Source organism: Pseudomonas sp. zfem002, from assembly GCF_032621685.1.
Lineage (GTDB): Bacteria > Pseudomonadota > Gammaproteobacteria > Pseudomonadales > Pseudomonadaceae > Aquipseudomonas > Aquipseudomonas japonica.
On the sequence record NZ_JAVYJH010000012.1, the window covers coordinates 50,532 to 67,927 of the forward strand.

17 protein-coding genes are annotated in these 17,396 nt (G+C 60.5%); 10 read left to right on the forward strand and 7 right to left on the reverse strand.

Annotated features, from left to right (window positions below):
- Positions 1 to 278 precede the first annotated feature (278 nt).
- The gene (locus RTI28_RS15245) at positions 279 to 1,211 is read right to left on the reverse strand and encodes an NAD-dependent epimerase/dehydratase family protein (RefSeq protein WP_316921205.1); all 933 of its coding nucleotides are present in this window, start codon (positions 1,209 to 1,211) and stop codon (positions 279 to 281) included.
- A 263-nt stretch (positions 1,212 to 1,474) separates the two neighbouring features.
- Here RTI28_RS15245 and RTI28_RS15250 point away from each other — a divergent pair, with 263 nt between their 5' ends.
- Positions 1,475 to 1,915, forward strand: coding sequence for a MerR family transcriptional regulator (locus RTI28_RS15250; RefSeq protein WP_316921206.1), 441 nt, complete (start codon positions 1,475 to 1,477; stop codon positions 1,913 to 1,915).
- A gap of 61 nt (positions 1,916 to 1,976) precedes the next feature.
- On the opposite strand, the gene RTI28_RS15255 is transcribed toward RTI28_RS15250, so the two are convergent.
- Both RTI28_RS15255 and RTI28_RS15260 read right to left on the reverse strand, forming a co-directional pair.
- Positions 1,977 to 2,879: an acetoacetate decarboxylase (ADC) gene (locus tag RTI28_RS15255; RefSeq protein ID WP_316921350.1), complete on the reverse strand. Its 903-nt coding sequence runs from the start codon at positions 2,877 to 2,879 to the stop codon at positions 1,977 to 1,979.
- A gap of 265 nt (positions 2,880 to 3,144) precedes the next feature.
- A complete protein-coding gene (locus tag RTI28_RS15260) occupies positions 3,145 to 4,581 on the reverse strand; it encodes a coniferyl aldehyde dehydrogenase (protein WP_316921207.1) in 1,437 nt (478 codons plus the stop codon).
- Between the two features lie 102 nt (positions 4,582 to 4,683).
- On the opposite strand from RTI28_RS15260, the gene RTI28_RS15265 reads away from it, so the two are divergent.
- Positions 4,684 to 5,304, forward strand: coding sequence for a TetR/AcrR family transcriptional regulator (locus tag RTI28_RS15265; protein ID WP_316921208.1), 621 nt, complete (start codon positions 4,684 to 4,686; stop codon positions 5,302 to 5,304).
- Positions 5,305 to 5,391: 87 nt separating this feature from the next.
- Here the strand turns inward: RTI28_RS15265 and RTI28_RS15270 are convergent, their stop codons facing one another.
- The gene (locus RTI28_RS15270) at positions 5,392 to 5,853 is read right to left on the reverse strand and encodes a hypothetical protein (RefSeq protein ID WP_316921209.1); all 462 of its coding nucleotides are present in this window, start codon (positions 5,851 to 5,853) and stop codon (positions 5,392 to 5,394) included.
- Positions 5,854 to 6,272: 419 nt separating this feature from the next.
- Here RTI28_RS15270 and RTI28_RS15275 point away from each other — a divergent pair, with 419 nt between their 5' ends.
- Positions 6,273 to 7,418: a PD-(D/E)XK nuclease family protein gene (locus RTI28_RS15275; RefSeq protein ID WP_316921210.1), complete on the forward strand. Its 1,146-nt coding sequence runs from the start codon at positions 6,273 to 6,275 to the stop codon at positions 7,416 to 7,418.
- A 278-nt stretch (positions 7,419 to 7,696) separates the two neighbouring features.
- Here RTI28_RS15275 and RTI28_RS15280 read toward each other — a convergent pair whose 3' ends face one another.
- Together RTI28_RS15280 and RTI28_RS15285 are read right to left on the reverse strand one after the other, a co-directional pair.
- The gene (locus tag RTI28_RS15280; protein ID WP_316921211.1) at positions 7,697 to 8,248 is read right to left on the reverse strand and encodes a hypothetical protein; all 552 of its coding nucleotides are present in this window, start codon (positions 8,246 to 8,248) and stop codon (positions 7,697 to 7,699) included.
- Positions 8,249 to 8,563: 315 nt separating this feature from the next.
- A complete protein-coding gene (locus RTI28_RS15285) occupies positions 8,564 to 8,854 on the reverse strand; it encodes a hypothetical protein (RefSeq protein ID WP_316921212.1) in 291 nt (96 codons plus the stop codon).
- 667 nt (positions 8,855 to 9,521) lie between these two features.
- Here RTI28_RS15285 and RTI28_RS15290 point away from each other — a divergent pair.
- The 3 genes from RTI28_RS15290 to RTI28_RS15300 all read left to right on the forward strand — a co-directional run bounded on the left by RTI28_RS15290 (position 9,522) and on the right by RTI28_RS15300 (position 12,784).
- Positions 9,522 to 9,995: a MarR family transcriptional regulator gene (locus RTI28_RS15290; protein ID WP_316921213.1), complete on the forward strand. Its 474-nt coding sequence runs from the start codon at positions 9,522 to 9,524 to the stop codon at positions 9,993 to 9,995.
- 69 nt (positions 9,996 to 10,064) lie between these two features.
- A complete protein-coding gene (locus RTI28_RS15295) occupies positions 10,065 to 11,258 on the forward strand; it encodes an HlyD family efflux transporter periplasmic adaptor subunit (protein ID WP_316921214.1) in 1,194 nt (397 codons plus the stop codon).
- Entirely contained in the window at positions 11,255 to 12,784 is a 1,530-nt protein-coding gene (locus RTI28_RS15300; protein ID WP_316921215.1) for a DHA2 family efflux MFS transporter permease subunit, read from the forward strand. Before RTI28_RS15295 ends, RTI28_RS15300 begins: the two co-directional genes overlap by 4 nt.
- A 61-nt stretch (positions 12,785 to 12,845) precedes the next feature.
- Here RTI28_RS15300 and RTI28_RS15305 read toward each other — a convergent pair whose 3' ends face one another.
- Complete coding sequence (locus tag RTI28_RS15305; protein WP_316921216.1) at positions 12,846 to 13,118, reverse strand: hypothetical protein; 273 nt, start codon at positions 13,116 to 13,118, stop codon at positions 12,846 to 12,848.
- A gap of 323 nt (positions 13,119 to 13,441) precedes the next feature.
- On the opposite strand from RTI28_RS15305, the gene benA reads away from it, so the two are divergent.
- The 4 genes from benA to RTI28_RS15325 all read left to right on the forward strand — a co-directional run bounded on the left by benA (position 13,442) and on the right by RTI28_RS15325 (position 17,341).
- Positions 13,442 to 14,800, forward strand: a complete 1,359-nt coding sequence (gene benA, locus RTI28_RS15310; RefSeq protein ID WP_316921217.1) for a benzoate 1,2-dioxygenase large subunit — start codon at positions 13,442 to 13,444, stop codon at positions 14,798 to 14,800.
- Positions 14,797 to 15,282, forward strand: a complete 486-nt coding sequence (gene benB / locus RTI28_RS15315; protein WP_316921218.1) for a benzoate 1,2-dioxygenase small subunit — start codon at positions 14,797 to 14,799, stop codon at positions 15,280 to 15,282. Before benA ends, benB begins: the two co-directional genes overlap by 4 nt.
- 68 nt (positions 15,283 to 15,350) lie before the next feature.
- Complete coding sequence (benC, locus tag RTI28_RS15320) at positions 15,351 to 16,361, forward strand: benzoate 1,2-dioxygenase electron transfer component BenC (RefSeq protein ID WP_316921219.1); 1,011 nt, start codon at positions 15,351 to 15,353, stop codon at positions 16,359 to 16,361.
- A 218-nt stretch (positions 16,362 to 16,579) separates the two neighbouring features.
- A complete protein-coding gene (locus tag RTI28_RS15325) occupies positions 16,580 to 17,341 on the forward strand; it encodes a 1,6-dihydroxycyclohexa-2,4-diene-1-carboxylate dehydrogenase (protein WP_316921220.1) in 762 nt (253 codons plus the stop codon).
- Positions 17,342 to 17,396: the final 55 nt, after the last annotated feature.

Consider the following 17,396-nt stretch of genomic DNA (forward strand, 5'->3'; position numbering starts at 1 on the left):
TCATGCTGCTTGCCAGAGCCTCTTGGTGCAGTGTTCAGCTTTTTCCTCTCATGCCCCTGAGCCTGCCCAGCGGACGATCAATTGTGAGAGTCCGGTGTGAATCGTCAGGGAGCCTTCCTTGGGCGATCAACGTATCCATCCGTTGATCACTGTAAGGTTGAAGTTGGCTTTAAGGTCAAGCCCCAAAGGCCAGATTGAGGATAGATCAGCGGGGAAAGCCGCCCTGGCACCACACATCGGCCAAACGGCCTGGCTCAATGTGGCGGTTCAGGTTCGTCTCAGCGGCTACCAGACGGATTCAGGATTTGAGTGAGGCCTTGACGGTAGGTCGTGACTTTGAATTCGGGAAAACGCTGCTTGTACTTCGAGGAGTCGAACAGGTTGTCGTGCGCGTACCGTGGCAGCAGTTCCCGCAGCTCACGCACCTGCCTGGATATCAGGCCTGCAGCTGTCAGGGTCAATTTACCCAGGATTTTGTAAGTCGCGTCCTTGCCAGCGATCTGCGAAGCCAGCGTGACAAATTGCTTGTAGGTCAGCCGCTCATCGTCACAAGGAAGATGCCAGGTTTGCCCGAATGCGTCCGGCGTGTTCCCCAGGGCTGCCAGTGCCCGGCTTGCATCCGGCGTCCAGATGAGTGTTCGCCGAGTATCGTCCCGCACCGGGACGCGGGGTGTCTTGCCAGCCTTCAGGTTGTCGATGACCAGGGTATTGGTGATGCTCTGCGTCTTGCCTGGCCCATAGAACTCCGGAGCTCGCCCGATGACGACAGGAATGTCACCGCGCGCCATCTCCTGCAGCACCATCGATGCCATTCGCGCACGAACCTGCCCTTTGCGACCGACCGGCTCGAAGGGCGTGTTCTCGGTCAGCAGGCGATCATCCTGCGGATACATGTAGGTGTTGTCGAAATAGACGAAGCGGGCTTCAGAGGCGCGAGCCGCATCAAGCGCGTTTTGCAGCATCACGGGGAACTGCGTTTCCCAGAGCTGGGTATCGGGCGGAAGGCCGGCTGTGAAATAAACGATGCTGCTGCCTTTTACAGCCCTGGCGGCCTGGCTGGCGTCGAGCAGGTCAGCCGCAACCAGTGTGTCAGAGTCGCTGACTTTGCGCGGATTGCGGCTGACCAGCCTGATGTCCTCGGTAAATGCCCGGTTCAGTTCCCGTGCCAACTCTATGGCTATCTGGCCAGTTGCTCCTAGAACGGTTTGCATTGGGTCTCCTGGAAATCTCGGTAGAAGGTTGCCCGTTTACGTGTGTCGGGCGCGACGCTGTGGCTGCCGTAGCCCAGGCACTTACCTTAGGATTAAAGTGAACTTTAAGGTCAAGCCCTTGCTGTACCTATCCCAGGATCAGCGTAGGCGCAGGATGATTGGTTGGGCCTGATCAGGCCTGCGATTTGAGAGCCGTGGTTGGCTCTGTGGTGTCCATGGGGTTAAAGTGAGCTTTAAGGTCTAACGTCCGTGAAGGTGTGGTTATGAGGATTGGAGAACTGGCGAAAATCACGGGCCTTGCCCCTTCGCGCATCCGTTTCTACGAGGCAAGCGGACTGATTCAATCAGTCGAGCGCAAGGCCAATGGCTACCGCGACTATTCAGACGATGCAGTCTGGATCCTGGAGATGATCACCAGCGCCCAGCTGGCAGGCTTTACCCTGGACGAAATCCGGCACCTGTTGCCGGTGAGTTCGCAAGGGTGGCGGCATGACGAACTGATCTTCGGGTTGAAGCGCAAGGTCGAGGAAATCGAGGTGCTGCAGCAGCGCCTGGCTCGCAACAAGGAGCAGTTGTTGATGGTGATCGACGGCATTGAAAGCAAGCCAGACGGCATGCCGTGCGTGGATAACACCCAGCGTGTGCTTGACCGTCTGCGCGAAGATATCGCCTTGAACAAGGGCGGCGCTTCACCTGCCAAGTGAACAAGGCCAACGCCCGATGCGACGTGGAGCGCCGGCTCAGGGGCCGGCGCCGATGGAGCGTTCAGTCACCGCTATGCAATGCTGCCAGCGGCTTCGGAGCATAGAGGGCGCTCTGGAATTCAGGCACGTACTCGTACTTCACCATCTTGCCCAGCTTCAAGGAGCGGATATAGGTCGACAGGCTGCCGTCGCCGAGCACCAGGTTCGCCGAGTCAGCGCTCATGCTCGACCCATGGCGAGTCTGCCGAGACGTCGCGTAGCCATAGCTCGGCTGGCCGGCATGGTCGAGGTTGGTAAAGCTGTTGGTCACCAGGCCGACTTCACTGGATACGTCGTCAAGTTTCTTGGCTTTGAAGATCACATCGGTATTGCCAGTCTGGGCGTCGACGATGTCATAGGACACGCTCGTGGCGTCCTCTTTGCGGTTGATCGGCGTCAGCCACTTCGGCAGGTTGTAGCCCACCACGCCCCGGACCCGGGCAAGCTCGGTATTCACCGGCAATTTGAGCACGTAGCCCCAGAAGTCCTTGGACATGGATTGTCCGATCAAGCTGAATGGCCCGAGATTGGATTTACCCGGTTTGTTGGTGATGATCGACAGGGCAATCTCGTTGTAGCTGTCGTTGTCGCAATAGTCGTAGGTGTAGGCCGTGAACGCGATCAGGCCGCGGCCTGGCCATACCTGCAGGGGTTGCACGTGTTCGAGTACTTCAGCGGGCATCAACGCGCGCAGGCGCTCGAGGTCGGCCGTGTAAACGGCTGTAACCCGGCTGTTCTTGTAGTAGAAGTTGGGCGAGTACGACTCGAAGCCCATGTCGACCTTGGTTTTTTCCAGGCCTTTGAACCAGCTCAGGTCCACGCCTGGCGCTTCGGCCTGGATCACCGACAGGGGAGGGTTGGAGCGGTAACGGTCGTACAACCCGCCTTTGACGACGGGTACCGGCTGGCCTGCGATATCTATCATCGTGGTTTCGCCATGCCTGGGGATGCCGCTGGTGTCCGCCAGGGTGGAGTTGGCAATGAGCGCCAGGAGTGCACCTGCCACTGCGACGACGGTTCCGAGTTTCACGTTTCAGTCTCTCCGGTGAATTGCATCACGCATTGATGAATGCGACCAGGCAGCTCGCCTGGCGCCGAACCAAGTGGATCTTGCCCATGCACCCTAACCTTAAACTTAACTTTAATGTCAAGGTGCCAATGATCCGCTTTTTCAGCAGCAGGACGTGCTGTCAGCGCCGGGACCGCAGGGTGAAGGCGAGGGCAAGATCGGCCAGCTTCCCGAAAGGTGCCCGCAGCAGCCTTGGCAGGTTCCAGCGACCTTGCACGAACACACCCTTGGCATGGCTCATCGCGCGAAAACCCTCGATACCGTGGTAGGCCCCCATGCCACTGGGACCCACGCCGCCGAACGGCAGGTCGTCCACAGCGACGTGCATCAGGGTGTTGTTGATGCCGACGTTGCCGGAGGTTGTGCACTTGAGCAGCGCTTCGCTGTCGGCGCCCACAGTGCCGAAGTAGTAGAGCGCCAGCGGACGTGGCCTGGCATTGATGTAGCCGATCGCTTCGTCGAGGCAGCGGTAGGTGCGCACGGGCAGCAAAGGCCCGAAGATTTCTTCGCGCATGACCAGTGCATTGTCATCAGCCCCCACGATCAGTGTCGGAGCCAGTGTCCGCGGTCGCTCTGCCGCGCGCTCCGGCGTCACGCCGGCCTCGATCACCCTGGCGCCCCTGGTGCGGGCGTCTTCGACCAGTGACTGCAAGCGCGTGTAATGCCTGTCACTGACGATGGAGGTGTAGTCCGGGCTGGTCGGGCCTTGCGGATAGCCACGGGCGACAGCCGCACGATACTGGGAGATGAATTCCCCCAGGTCATCCTCATGGACCAGGGCGTAGTCCGGTGCCACGCAGGTCTGGCCGGCGTTGGCCAGTTTGCCGAAGACGATGCTGTCGAGGGTGCTGCGCACGGCATGCCCCGGGGCCACCACCACAGGGCTTTTGCCGCCCAGTTCAAGGGTCAGGGGCACCAGATTGTCGCTGGCCGCCCGCATCACCATTCGGCCAACCTGTGTACTGCCGGTGAACAACAGGTGGTCGAAGGGCAGCGCGCTGAAGTGTGCGCCGGTCTCGGGGCCGCCGAGTACCACCGCCACCTCATCGACGCTGAAACTGTCCGCCAGCATGCGCTGAATCAGCGCACTGGTGCGCGGCGTCAGTTCGGAGGGTTTGATCATCACCCGATTGCCAGCCGCCAGCGCGGTGGCCAAGGGGATGAAGGTCAAGGCTATCGGGTAGTTCCACGGTGCCATGACCCCGATCACCCCTTTGGGCTGGTACTCCACATAGGCGCGGCCGGCACGGTGAAACGCCGCGACGTGACGCCGCTCGGACTTCATGAAGCGGCGCAGGTGCCGCACCAGGTAATCGATGGACTGGACCACGCCAAGCAGTTCCATGATGTCTGTCTCATGCCTTGAGCGGTTGCCGAAATCGGCGCTGATCGCTTCCTCCACAGCGCGGCGGTGGGCAAGCAGCGTTGCACGCAACTTGATCAGGTTGGCTTTGCGCAGCTCGATGCCGGGCGGCCCGTCATTGAGAAACGCGCGGCGCTGCTGTTCCAGCGTCAGTGCGGGGTCGATAGCGGGGATGGATGTTGCGGCGATGGTCATCTTGCACCTCTCAGGGTCATTGCAATGTAGACACTGTAAACTTGATTTGCGCCGATCATAGGAAGACAATGTGTTCACTGTCAACATGAGGGGAGCAGCCGTATGTCAACCGATGAACCTTGCGAAGCAAAGCCCTACCACCATGGCGATTTGCGTCGCACCATCATCGACACCGCTTTGGCGACCCTGAAAGAACAGCAGGGCTGGCAATTCACCCTGCGCGAAATAGCCCGGCGAGCCGAAGTGAGTCACTCGGCGCCGTATCGGCACTTTCCGGACAAGGGGGCGCTGCTCAACGAGTTGGCGCTACTGGGCTTCGAGCGATTGCACCAGGCGATGCAGGACTCGATGGAGCCCGCGATGTCGGCACCGGAGCGCTTGCAGGCAATGGCCTATGCCTACCTGGCGTTTGGCGAGGAAAATCCGGATCTGTACCGGTTGATGTTCTCGACACAGGCGGGAGATCCCGCGCAGATCCATGTCGATCCTCGAGCCCAGGCGCCGTTCTGCCTGGTGATCGAGGTACTGGAACGAGGTCAGGAGGAAGGTACTATCCGTGCCCGTTCCGCCTTGGGACAGGCAACCGCCAGCTGGGCCCACCTCCATGGGTTGACCCTGCTTTCGATCGATAGCCGGTTGGTGCCGGCGAAGGTCGGCGACCATGCGATTCAGGATGCCTTGACGACCTTGCTGGATGGCCTGGTGCGTGATCAGGCGGTTTAACGAGCTGTGGCTCGGCTTCGGCGCTTGTGACAAAGCACTTCTCGTTCGGATGAGGGTGGTGCTTGATCCAACCTTCTACGATCACCTTTACATCCCAATCGATAGCACACCGCAATACATAAGGGTGCTGCACACGATCATCTGGGCGATCATAAATCCCAGGGCGGCCCCCAGAAAACCAATGCCCGCGACGAGCCATGGCAAACTTGCTTTGACGCGGTATCTCAATAGCCAGGCTGACATTCCTGTCCCCACCAACATGTCGGGAGTGGAAAACAGGTGCCCAAGTACAAGCAACCCATCCGGGCGAGCCAGGCTGAACATGATTTTTGCGTAGATCAGCAGACTCGCTATCGCCGCTGCTGTCGTTCCAGTGAGAAACAACGCGGGGGCTCGCAGGATCAAGCCCGGCAGGAGCATCGCCACAGGCATACCCAGGAGGTACCAGATACCTGTGTACAGCGGGTCGGCACCCATGTTTGCGTAAAGGAGCACAGGGCTGATCAGCAGGATGGAGTAGGCAAGATCATTGTTACGACCAACTGTCATTCCCTGACCTCGTTCTTAGCTTCGTGCTCGCTGGAATAGGGTAGTTGAGGCAAATGTGTTTGCTCGGGACGCTGCGACGGGGTGAAGGCGGTGAGTTGCCAAGGGCAGCTATCGACCCATAGCCGCCCTTCACCAAGTGCAGCTATCAGCCAGAAGCGATCGCTCGAATGTGCTACCAGAATTAATGACGATTCGAATCGTGCACTTAAGATTGATATCTAAGCATCGCCGGAGTCACAACTTTAGTCACTGGGGGACAGCGAGGATTGTGATTGAGTTCATTGGTCAGTTGGAGGGGCTGATCAACAGTAAAGGATGGTATTCGCCCTTTAGTTTGCAGGTTGAAACGTAACGCAGTTGGCACAGAGATGTAAAAATAGCATTATCCTTGCGCCTTCATGGTTAAAAGGAATCAAACGATGAGTGACCTGTTCCATCATGCCGCACTCTTGCGTGCCACCCACCATCAGGAGCCCGGCTTCAACCTATTTTCGGTGCTGCGAACTGAGAGCGATGAAGTTTATCTGCACTCCCGCTTTTTGGCTTTCCTATTAGACCCCAACGGCTCCCATGCTTGCGGTAGCCGGTTGCTCCAGGTCTTTTTGGATGTGATGAAAATCAATGACTTTGAGGTCGAGACCACCACCGTCCAGACAGAATACAAAAGCATTGATATCTTCATCAGAAACACCAAAGGGCAAGCGATTATCGTTGAAAACAAAATCTATGCCCAAGATGCCTACGAACAACTCTATCGCTATGATCAGTTGGTAAAGAAAGAAGGTTACCAACAGATCACGAACCTTTATCTGACGCTGGACGGTTCGGAGCCAGCGGAACACAGCAAAAAGGATGTGCAGGTTTCCCTTATCAGTTACGAGACCGACATTATACGGTGGCTGGAACTTTGTGTGCCCATCGTTGCCCGCGATGCAGGCTTGCGGGAGGGTGTATTCCAGTACATCGAGTTGCTGCAAAAACTTACATCTACAGACCAAGGAGGAAAATACATGGAAGAGCTGAAAAAGCGGCTGCGAGAAGACGACAACTTGTTTTTGGTGTCGGACATTGAACAGGCTTACAAAGAGGTGCTGGTAGATCTGCAGGAAGATCTGTGGGAGCGCATGCGGGCTTACCGGCAGGAAGTATATCCAGAGATGCCCGCAGCCGAAGATACAGCTGATCGCGATAGTATTCGTAACTATTACACAAAGTCAAAGAACAATCGGTTTTACGGCTTGTACTTCCCACTTGCCGGATTTCCTGGGTATGCCTACATACAAGTGGATCATCGCCTTTACTACGGCTATTGCACTGATGAGCACGAACGAGAATCAGATCGCAAGGCATTATTGGACCTCAGTAAAGATGTACCAAACAGCGCAGGCAAAGCTGATGAACTATTTTGGCGCTATCCAACCCACAATCTTGATCTCCGTTCCCCCACGCGACAGGACCTAGAAGGGTTACGCAGTCCCGCAATTCAGGCGGCGATTGCCAAGGAGTTGATTGACGGGGTTCATCTGCTTTGGACAAGAGCGTTGGAGACTGCCAAGTCTTCCTAAACGTTACAACTCCCAGCGGGGTTTAGAACCCGCTCGGGAGTAAGGTCGCCAGCAGCAAACGGCCACTCTGGGTTGTTTTCAGCCGTTCGCGAGTGACCGCTCACGACCAATAGCGGCCGGTGGCGAGCGTCAGCAGCTTGGGTGCATGCTATCAAAAAATCACGAAATTTTTCACCGCCGTGGTCACATTGACCTGCGGAAAGATATTTATGGAATTGTTTTTCTTACAGGACTTAACATTCCTACTGATGCTGGTTAGGTATTCCCGCAACGTAGGCTCAGGCTGCGCCAAGAGCTGAGAACAAAACTACAATTGATCCGATTACGGTTACAACAGCAATGAGCATTTGATTAATTCGATTAAACCCTTCCGGGCCGAAACTGAACATTTTTTGAAAAAAACTGGTAAGAGGATCTGTAGCAAGGCTGGCGAGAAATATGGAAATTGAAGAAGCGATGAACGCTGTTGCGGCTATTAAGCCAAGCCCCATTAAGACGAGCGAGTCGGTTGGGCCAACCATACCTGAAAAAAGAGGTAGTAAAACATCTGGGTTTTCTGGATCTTTCAACCAGGTTGCGAGCCACCGAGCCCAGTAAAATCCAATGCTTGCGAGCGGAATTATAGCGGCAGTCAATGCGCTAGATGCAATCGAAGTACGTAGCTTCTGCTCGCGTACACCCCCTAAAATTAGCCCAATTGCAACGCAGATGCACACCCAAAGCAGAATGGCTCTATTTAAGCTATTAAAAGCCGCCATTGGCAGAAATAAACCACCTACAATGGAAACGATTGCTGCAAAGGCTATGCGAGCAGTTGATTCGGTTGCCATAGGAAACTCCTAAATTTCGGATCACATAAGACTAGACTATTAATTTGGCGGAGAATATATTTTCAGCCTCAGCGATAGCGTTCAAAATGGCGCTAAGGCGCCATTGGTGTACTGCACGACCACCTTCTCGCGGGAAACGAACGGCCGTCTGACCCATAGGCATCGACTGCGAAAGGCCGCAATTGGCCGTTAGCTGCCCTCCGCCAAGGGCAGTTTTGGGTCGAAAGGCGTCAGCACTTCCAGACCAGACGTGAGGCGGCTTTTCATCCTTTACAGAGAAAAGAACCGCCCCGTGCAACTCCTCTAACCCAACTCCTACTGCCTCTCCCTCGTGCTCAACAACGACTCAACCAACGCCCGGCAAATCTCCAGCGAATGCTGAGTCGCCCAGGCCATTCCCTGCATCGGCCTGTTCGCCGATTCACATACCTGGAAGTTGGTTTCATAAGCCGAAGCCAGCGACGCGGAGAGATGCACCAAGGCGTCTTCCATGCTGGCGCCCGCGCAAACGCTGAATAGCGGCGGATGCGTGCCATTACACGATCCGAAGTGGGTATGCGCGGTGGTCGGTGGTGAAACAGGTGGATCTGGAACGATCTTTTTCATTTGCGGTTTCCTTGATTGGTGAAACCGTCACCTGTCGCTACCAAACGATTGGGTGGCGGCTGTGCGCAGGTTGGTAGACCGGGAATCAAGGAACCCGGCGCACCCGAAGGCGCCCCACGCACAGCCCCCATGAAAGGAAACGGCGGATGCTGAAAAGCACACGCTGTTCGAGGGGATTCCGTGCGTCTTGATTCATCGGGCTACCAAACCCGGTCGCCGGATCACAGCGACCGGCGAAGGTTAGGCAGCGGATTTCAAGAGCGCAACGGTTGATCAGGCGGAAAAGTATGCTTGGGAAATTGCCTACGTGAAAGTCGGATGACGGGGAAGTTTTGTCGGGGAAGTTTGAGGGCGAGAACGGTTTTTTAGGCGGTTTCTGTCAGGTATTTCTGAATGCCGCAATCTGCCACTACCGACGAAGATGCTCATCGAGCAACCCCGCCACCCCCTTCGGCATGTCTCGGCCCCAGGTCATGCCCGGCCTCGGGAAACACCACCAGCCGGGCATCCGCGATCAACTTCGCCAGCCGTTCACCCACCTGCACCGGGCTGATCGGATCGACGCCCTCCTATCGGCAAAATACAAAGCAAGCTAATAAATGCCTGGACAATCAATGCCTGGGCAGACATATTTGTTTACATTGCTGCCTGAGCAGGTTTCTCGTCGATGTCCCATTTCACCCCGGAAAATTTCCAGAGCTGCACCATCGGCATGCTTCTGGGCCGTGCCTCGCTGGTCAAGGACCGCATTCTCGACAGTCACCTCGAGGATTTCGGCGTCACCGCCGCGCAGTTCAAGGTGCTGATCATCGTCGCCCAGTACGCCGTCGATACCCCGGCGGAGCTGTGCCGCTACCTCGGTGTGGACAGTGGTTCGATGACCCGCATGCTCGACCGCCTCGAGCAGAAAGACCTGATCGCCCGCAGCCGCTGCCCGGACGACCGGCGCCAGGTCCGTGTCGGCCTCACCGACGAAGGCCGCACCCTGGCCGCCCGCCTGCCGCATATCGGCGCGGCGGCGATGAACGAGCTGCTCGATGTCCTCGACCCCGAGGAACTGGCGACCCTCACCGCCATCCTCACCAAGGTCCTGGTCAGCGCCGGCGATGCCCTGACCCTGCTGCGGGTGGGGCAAAAATGAACAGCGCCCCCCAACAACAGCAGGCCGCGGCAACGTTGGCGGCCACCCGTCATCCATAAGGTATTCGCCATGGCCACTTCTTCGGACACTGCCGCCAACGAGCAGGACGTCAACAATCAGCGCAAGCGCAAGACCTGGCTGGTCGGCCTGGCGCTCGTGGTGCTGGCCCTCGGCGCCGGCACCTGGTTCTGGCACGAACGCTACGGGCGCTGGAGCGAAAGCACCGACGATGCCTACGTCAACGGCAACGTGGTGGAAATCACCCCGCTGATCACCGGCACGGTGATCAGCATCGGCGCCGACGACGGTGACCTGGTGCAGGCCGGGCAGGAACTGATCCGCTTCGACCCGAGCGACGCCGAGGTCGGCCTGCAGGCCGCCGAGGCCAAGCTGGCCCGCGCCGTGCGCCAGGTCCGCGGGCTGTACAGCAACGTCGACGGCATGAAGGCCCAGGTCGAGGCGCGCAAGGCCGAGCTGCAGAAAGCCCAGGAAAACTACAACCGCCGCAAGATCCTCGCCGGCGGCGGGGCGATTTCCCAGGAGGAGCTGTCCCACGCCCGCGACGACCTGACCTCGGCGCAAGGCGCCCTGGCCAACGCCAGGCAGCAACTCAACACCACCACCGCGCTGGTCGACGACACCGTGGTCTCGTCGCATCCGGAAGTCCAGGCCGCCGCCGCCGAGCTGCGCCAGGCCTACCTGAGCAACGCCCGCACCACCCTGGTGGCACCGGTCACCGGCTACGTCGCCAAGCGCACCGTGCAACTGGGCCAGCGCCTGGAACCAGGCACCGCGACCATGGCGGTGATCCCGCTGGACCAGTTGTGGATCGACGCCAACTTCAAGGAAACCCAACTGCGCAACATGCGCATCGGCCAGGCGGTGGAGATCAGCACCGACCTGTACGGCAACGAGGTGAAGTACAGCGGCACCATCGACAGCCTCGGCGCGGGTACCGGCAGTGCCTTCGCCCTGCTGCCGGCGCAGAACGCCACCGGCAACTGGATCAAGATCGTCCAGCGCGTGCCGGTGCGGGTGCATATCAACCCCGAACAACTGGCCCGCAACCCGCTGCGCATCGGCCTGTCGACCACGGTGGACGTCGACCTGCACGACCAGAGCGGTCCGGTGCTGGCCCAGCAGCCGGCGCAGCAGGCGAGTTTCGCCACCCAGGTATATGACCGCCAGCTGGTCGAGGCCGACACCCTGATCTCCCGCCTGATCCACGACAACAGCGCCAGCGACAAGACCGCACAACGATGAGCAACCAGGCCTCGTTCACCCCGCCGAGCCTGCTCCTGACCACGGTCGGTCTGTCCCTGGCGACCTTCATGCAGGTGCTCGACACCACCATCGCCAACGTGGCCCTGCCGACCATTTCCGGCAACCTCGGGGTCAGTTCGGAGCAGGGCACCTGGGTGATCACCTCGTTCGCCGTGAGCAACGCCATTGCCCTGCCGCTGACCGGCTGGCTGAGCCGGCGCTTCGGCGAGGTCAAGCTGTTCATCTGGGCGACGTTGCTGTTCGTCCTGGCTTCGTTTCTCTGCGGCATCTCGCAGTCGATGCCGGAACTGGTGGGCTTCCGCGTGCTCCAGGGCGTGGTCGCCGGGCCGCTGTACCCGATGACCCAGACCCTGCTGATCGCCGTCTACCCACCGGCGAAGCGCGGCATGGCCCTGGCGCTGCTGGCCATGGTCACAGTGGTGGCGCCGATCGCCGGGCCGATCCTCGGCGGCTGGATCACCGACAGCTACAGCTGGCCGTGGATCTTCTTCATCAACGTGCCGATCGGCCTGTTCGCCGCCGCTGTGGTGCGCCAGCAGATGCGCGCGCGGCCGGTGCACACCAGCCGTCAGCCGATGGACTACATCGGCCTGCTGAGCCTGGTCATCGGGGTCGGTGCCTTGCAGATCGTCCTCGACAAGGGCAACGACCTGGACTGGTTCGAGTCGAACTTCATCATCGTCGGCAGCCTGATTTCCGCGGTGTTCATCGCCGTGTTCATCATCTGGGAGCTGACCGACAAGCACCCGGTGGTCAACCTGCGCCTGTTCGTCCACCGCAATTTCCGCATCGGCACCATCGTCCTGGTCTGCGGCTACGCCGGGTTCTTCGGCATCAACCTGATCCTGCCGCAGTGGTTGCAGACGCAGATGGGCTACACCGCGACCTGGGCCGGCCTGGCGGTGGCGCCGATCGGTCTGTTGCCGGTATTGATGTCACCATTCGTCGGCAAGTACGCGCACCGTTTCGACCTGCGCCTGCTGGCCGGCCTGGCGTTCCTGGCGATCGGCCTGAGCTGCTTTATGCGCGCGCAGTTCACCCATGAAGTGGACTTCCAGCACGTGGCCCTGGTGCAACTGTTCATGGGCATCGGCGTGGCGCTGTTCTTCATGCCGACCCTGAGCATCCTGCTCTCCGACCTGCCGCCGCAGCAGATCGCCGACGGCTCGGGCCTGGCGACCTTCCTGCGGACCCTGGGCGGCAGCTTCGCGGCCTCGCTGACCACCTGGATCTGGATTCGTCGCGCCGACCAGCACCATGCCTACCTGAGCGAAAGCATCAGTACCTACGAGCCGGCGACGCGCGAGGCGTTGCAGCAACTGGGCGGGGCAGGGGGCGCGTCGTACCGGCAGCTGGAGCAGATTCTCGGCAGCCAGGCGTACATGATGTCGACGGTGGACTACTTCACCCTGATGGGCTGGGTGTTTGCCGGATTGATTCTGCTGGTGTGGCTGGCGAAGCCGCCGTTCGCGGCGAAGGCGGGGCCGGCATCGGCGGGGCATTGAGCGGGGGTTGTCGCGGGTACCCCCGGGGCGCAGTGGCTGCGCGCCCGTGGGTTGGGTCCACTCAGATCCGGTGGATCTGGGTGATGTGCGGCTTGCCATTGATCGGCGCGTAGATTTCCACGACTGCGCGCCATACCACCTGGCTGGCGCCTGGCAGACTGGCATTGGTCAGGTAGCGGTAGTTGGTACCGTTGACCACCTGGGTCGACACTTCCAGAGGCTGGTAATTCACACCCACGAACCCGGCAAGGGCTTCTTCGAAGACTGCCTTGTCCTGGGCGGTCAGTGGGTGATAAGGGGTCCATCCACCTACAAATTGCTCTTGAGCGGTCATGCGGTATATCTCCCTATAAGATTCCTACTCGTCTGGCTTTTCGGACTGCGCCCCGTCTATTTCAATGGTTTCCGGCATCCATGTTCGTGTTGTTCATCTGTGATCCAGTTCACATAATGGCTATACGATATCATTCGCAATCATACTGTCTGTAGGTATTAATCCATAAGAAATGTAAGTGGTTGGCTATTTGGTATGACCGCTCGATGACGGGCGTTGCTGCCTGCACAAACTGGATAGCACTCTGCACGATCCGGATATTGCCGCGCTCCCCGCACCCCTAACCTGACCTGGCCTGAACAATAACAATGGAGGCCCTGGCCATGTCCCTGGGATTCGACTACCTCAATGCCATGCTCGAGGACGACCGGGAATCCGGCGTCTACCGCTGCAAGCGGGAAATGTTCACCGATCCGCGCCTGTTCGACCTGGAGATGAAGCACATCTTCGAGGGCAACTGGATCTACCTGGCCCACGAGAGCCAGATCCCGGAAAACAACGACTTCCTCAGCCTGACCATGGGCCGCCAGCCGATCTTCATCGCACGCAACAAGGACGGCGAGCTGAATGCCTTCCTCAATGCCTGCAGCCATCGCGGCGCCATGCTCTGCCGGCACAAGCGCGGCAACCGCTCAAGCTATACCTGCCCGTTCCACGGCTGGACCTTCAACAACAGCGGCAAACTGCTCAAGGTCAAGGACCCGAGCAACGCCGGCTATCCCGACAGCTTCAACTGCGACGGCTCCCATGACCTGACCAGGGTCGCGCGCTTCGAGTCCTATCGCGGCTTCCTGTTCGGCAGCCTCAACGCGGACGTCAAGCCGCTGGTGGAGCACCTGGGCGAGTCGGCGAAGATCATCGACATGATCGTCGACCAGTCGCCGCAAGGCCTGGAGGTGCTGCGCGGCTCCAGTTCCTACATCTATGAAGGCAACTGGAAACTCACCGCGGAAAACGGCGCCGACGGCTACCACGTCAGCTCCGTGCACTGGAACTACGCCGCCACCCAGAACCAGCGCAAGCAGCGCGAGGCCGGCGAAGAGATCAAGACCATGAGCGCCGGTTCCTGGGCCAAGCAGGGCGGCGGCTTCTACTCCTTCGACCACGGCCACCTGCTGCTGTGGACGCGCTGGGCCAATCCGCAGGACCGTCCGGCCTGGGAGCGTCGTGAGCAACTGGCCGCCGACCATGGCCAGGCCCGCGCCGACTGGATGATCGAGAACTCGCGCAACCTGTGCCTGTACCCCAACGTCTACCTGATGGACCAGTTCAGCTCGCAGATCCGCATCGCCCGGCCGATCTCGGTGAACAAGACCGAGATCACCATCTACTGCATCGCGCCCAGGGGCGAAAGCGCCGAGGCCCGCGCCCAGCGGATCCGCCAGTACGAGGACTTCTTCAACGTCAGCGGCATGGCCACCCCCGACGACCTCGAGGAATTCCGTTCCTGCCAGACCGGCTATGGCGCCGGCACCGGCTGGAACGACATGTCGCGCGGCGCGGCGCACTGGATCGAGGGCGCCGACGCGGCCGCCCGGGAAATCCAGCTGGCACCGCTGCTGTCGGGCGTGCGCACCGAGGACGAGGGCCTGTTCGTGCTGCAGCACAAGTACTGGCAGGACACCCTGCTCAAGGCCCTCGAAGAGGAACAGCGACTGATTCCCGTGGAGGCCGTGCAATGAACCTGCATGACACCGTGCGCGACTTCCTCTACCGCGAAGCGCGCTACCTGGACGATGCCCAGTGGGACCAGTGGCTGGAGCTGTACGCCGCCGACGCGACCTTCTGGATGCCGTCGTGGGATGACGACGACCGCCTGACCGAAGACCCGCAGAGCGAGATCTCGCTGATCTGGTACGGCAACCGCGGCGGTCTGGAAGACCGGGTCTTCCGCATCAAGACCGAGCGCTCCAGCGCGACGGTGCCGGACACCCGCACCTCGCACAACCTCAGCAACATCGAGATCGTCGAGCAGGACGCCGGGCAGTGCCGGGTGCGCTTCAACTGGCACACCCTGAGCTTCCGCTACAAGACCACCGACAGCTATTTCGGCACCAGTTTCTACACCCTCGACCTGCGCGGCGAGACGCCGCTGATCCTGGCGAAGAAGGTGGTGCTGAAGAACGACTACGTTCGCCAGGTCATCGACATCTACCACATCTGACGTCACGGCGAGGACCGCCCGGTGTGCCCTGAGGCGCGCCGTGCCGCGCTTCGCCCGCGAGGTGCCACATGAGCTTCCAGATCGCACTGAATTTCGAGGACGGGGTCACCCGTTTCATCCACGCCGAAGGTCACGAGACCGTGGCCGACGCCGCCTATCGCCAGGGCATCAACATCCCCCTGGACTGCCGCGACGGCGCCTGCGGTACCTGCAAGTGCCAGGCCGAGTCCGGGCGCTACGACCTCGGCGACAACTTCATCGAGGATGCCCTGAGCGAGGACGAAATCGCCCGTGGCTACGTGCTCACCTGCCAGATGCGCGCCGAGAGCGACTGCGTGGTGCGCATCCCGGCGTCGTCGCAGCTGTGCAAGACCGAGCAGGCCAGTTTCGAGGCGGCCATCAGCGACGTGCGCCAGCTCTCCGCCAGCACCATCGCCCTGTCGATCAAGGGCGAAGCCCTGAATCGCCTGGCCTTCCTGCCGGGGCAGTACGTCAATCTGCAGGTGCCGGGCAGCGCGCAGAGCCGGGCCTATTCCTTCAGTTCGCTGCAGCGCGACGGCGAGGTCAGCTTCCTGATCCGCAACGTGCCGGGTGGCCTGATGAGCAGCTTCCTCACCGGCCTGGCCAAGGCCGGCGACCCGATGACCCTGGCCGGGCCGCTGGGCAGTTTCTACCTGCGCCCGATCCAGCGGCCGCTGCTGTTGCTGGCCGGGGGCACCGGGCTGGCGCCGTTTACCGCGATGCTGGAGAAGATCGCCGAGCAGGGCAGCGCGCATCCGCTGCACCTGATCTACGGAGTCACCAACGATTTCGACCTGGTCGAGCTGGAGCGCCTGCACGACTTCGCCGCGCGGATTCCCGGCTTCACCTTCAGCGCCTGCGTGGCCAATCCCGAGAGCCAGTACCCGCAGAAGGGCTATGTCACCCAGCACATCGAGCCGGGCCACCTGAACGATGGCGATGTCGATGTGTACCTGTGCGGGCCGCCGCCGATGGTCGAGGCGGTGAGCCGGTACCTCGGTGAGCAGGGGATCGAGCCGGTGAATTTCTACTTCGAGAAGTTCGCGGCGGCAGCCTGACGCCAGGCTGGCTTGGCACTCGGCTTTTGTAGGAGCTGGCTTGTCGTGTGACGAACCACTGCGAAGGACCGCGTAGCGGTCCCAAAACCATCCTGTGTGGTGTGTCAGGCAAAACCCGGACTCAGGATTCGGGCCTGCTTTGCAGGCCTTCGCAGGCAAGCCAGCTCCTACAGGAGCGCGCGCGGCTGGTGGGTACACAGCAGATTCAGGAGATGAACATGAACAACAGATTCCAAGACAAGGTCGCCCTGGTCACCGGTGCCGCCCAGGGCATCGGCCGCGGCGTGTGCTGGCGGCTCAAGGCCGAGGGCGCGAAGGTGGTGGCGGTGGACCGTTCCGAACTGGTCCACGAACTGGCCGGGGAGGGCATGCTGACCCTCACCGCCGACCTCGAACAGCACGACGACTGCGCCCGGGTCATGGCCACGGCGGTAGAGACCTTCGGCCAGCTCGACATCCTCGTCAACAACGTCGGCGGCACCATCTGGGCCAAGCCCTTCGAGCACTACGAGGTGGCACAGATCGAGGCCGAGGTGCGCCGCTCGCTGTTCCCCACCCTGTGGTGCTGCCACGCGGCACTGCCATACATGCTCGAACGCGGCAGCGGCGCCATCGTCAACGTCTCGTCCATCGCCACCCGCGGCGTCAACCGCGTGCCCTATGGCGCGGCCAAGGGCGGGGTCAACGCGCTCACCGCGTGCCTGGCCTTCGAGACCGCCGGGCGCGGCATCCGCGTCAACGCCACCGCCCCCGGCGGCACCGAGGCGCCACCGCGGCGCATCCCGCGCAACGCCGCCGAGCAGAGCGCGGACGAGCAGGCCTGGTACCAGCAGATCGTCGACCAGACCCTGTCCAGCAGCTTTATGAACCGCTACGGCAGCATCGACGAACAGGTCGGCGCGATCCTTTTCCTGGCCTCCGACGAGGCGTCGTACATCACCGGCACGACCCTGCCGGTAGGCGGTGGCGACCTCGGCTGAGCGCCGCCCCCGGCAAGGTTTTCCTCGAACAACAAAAACAACCGAGACAGATGCC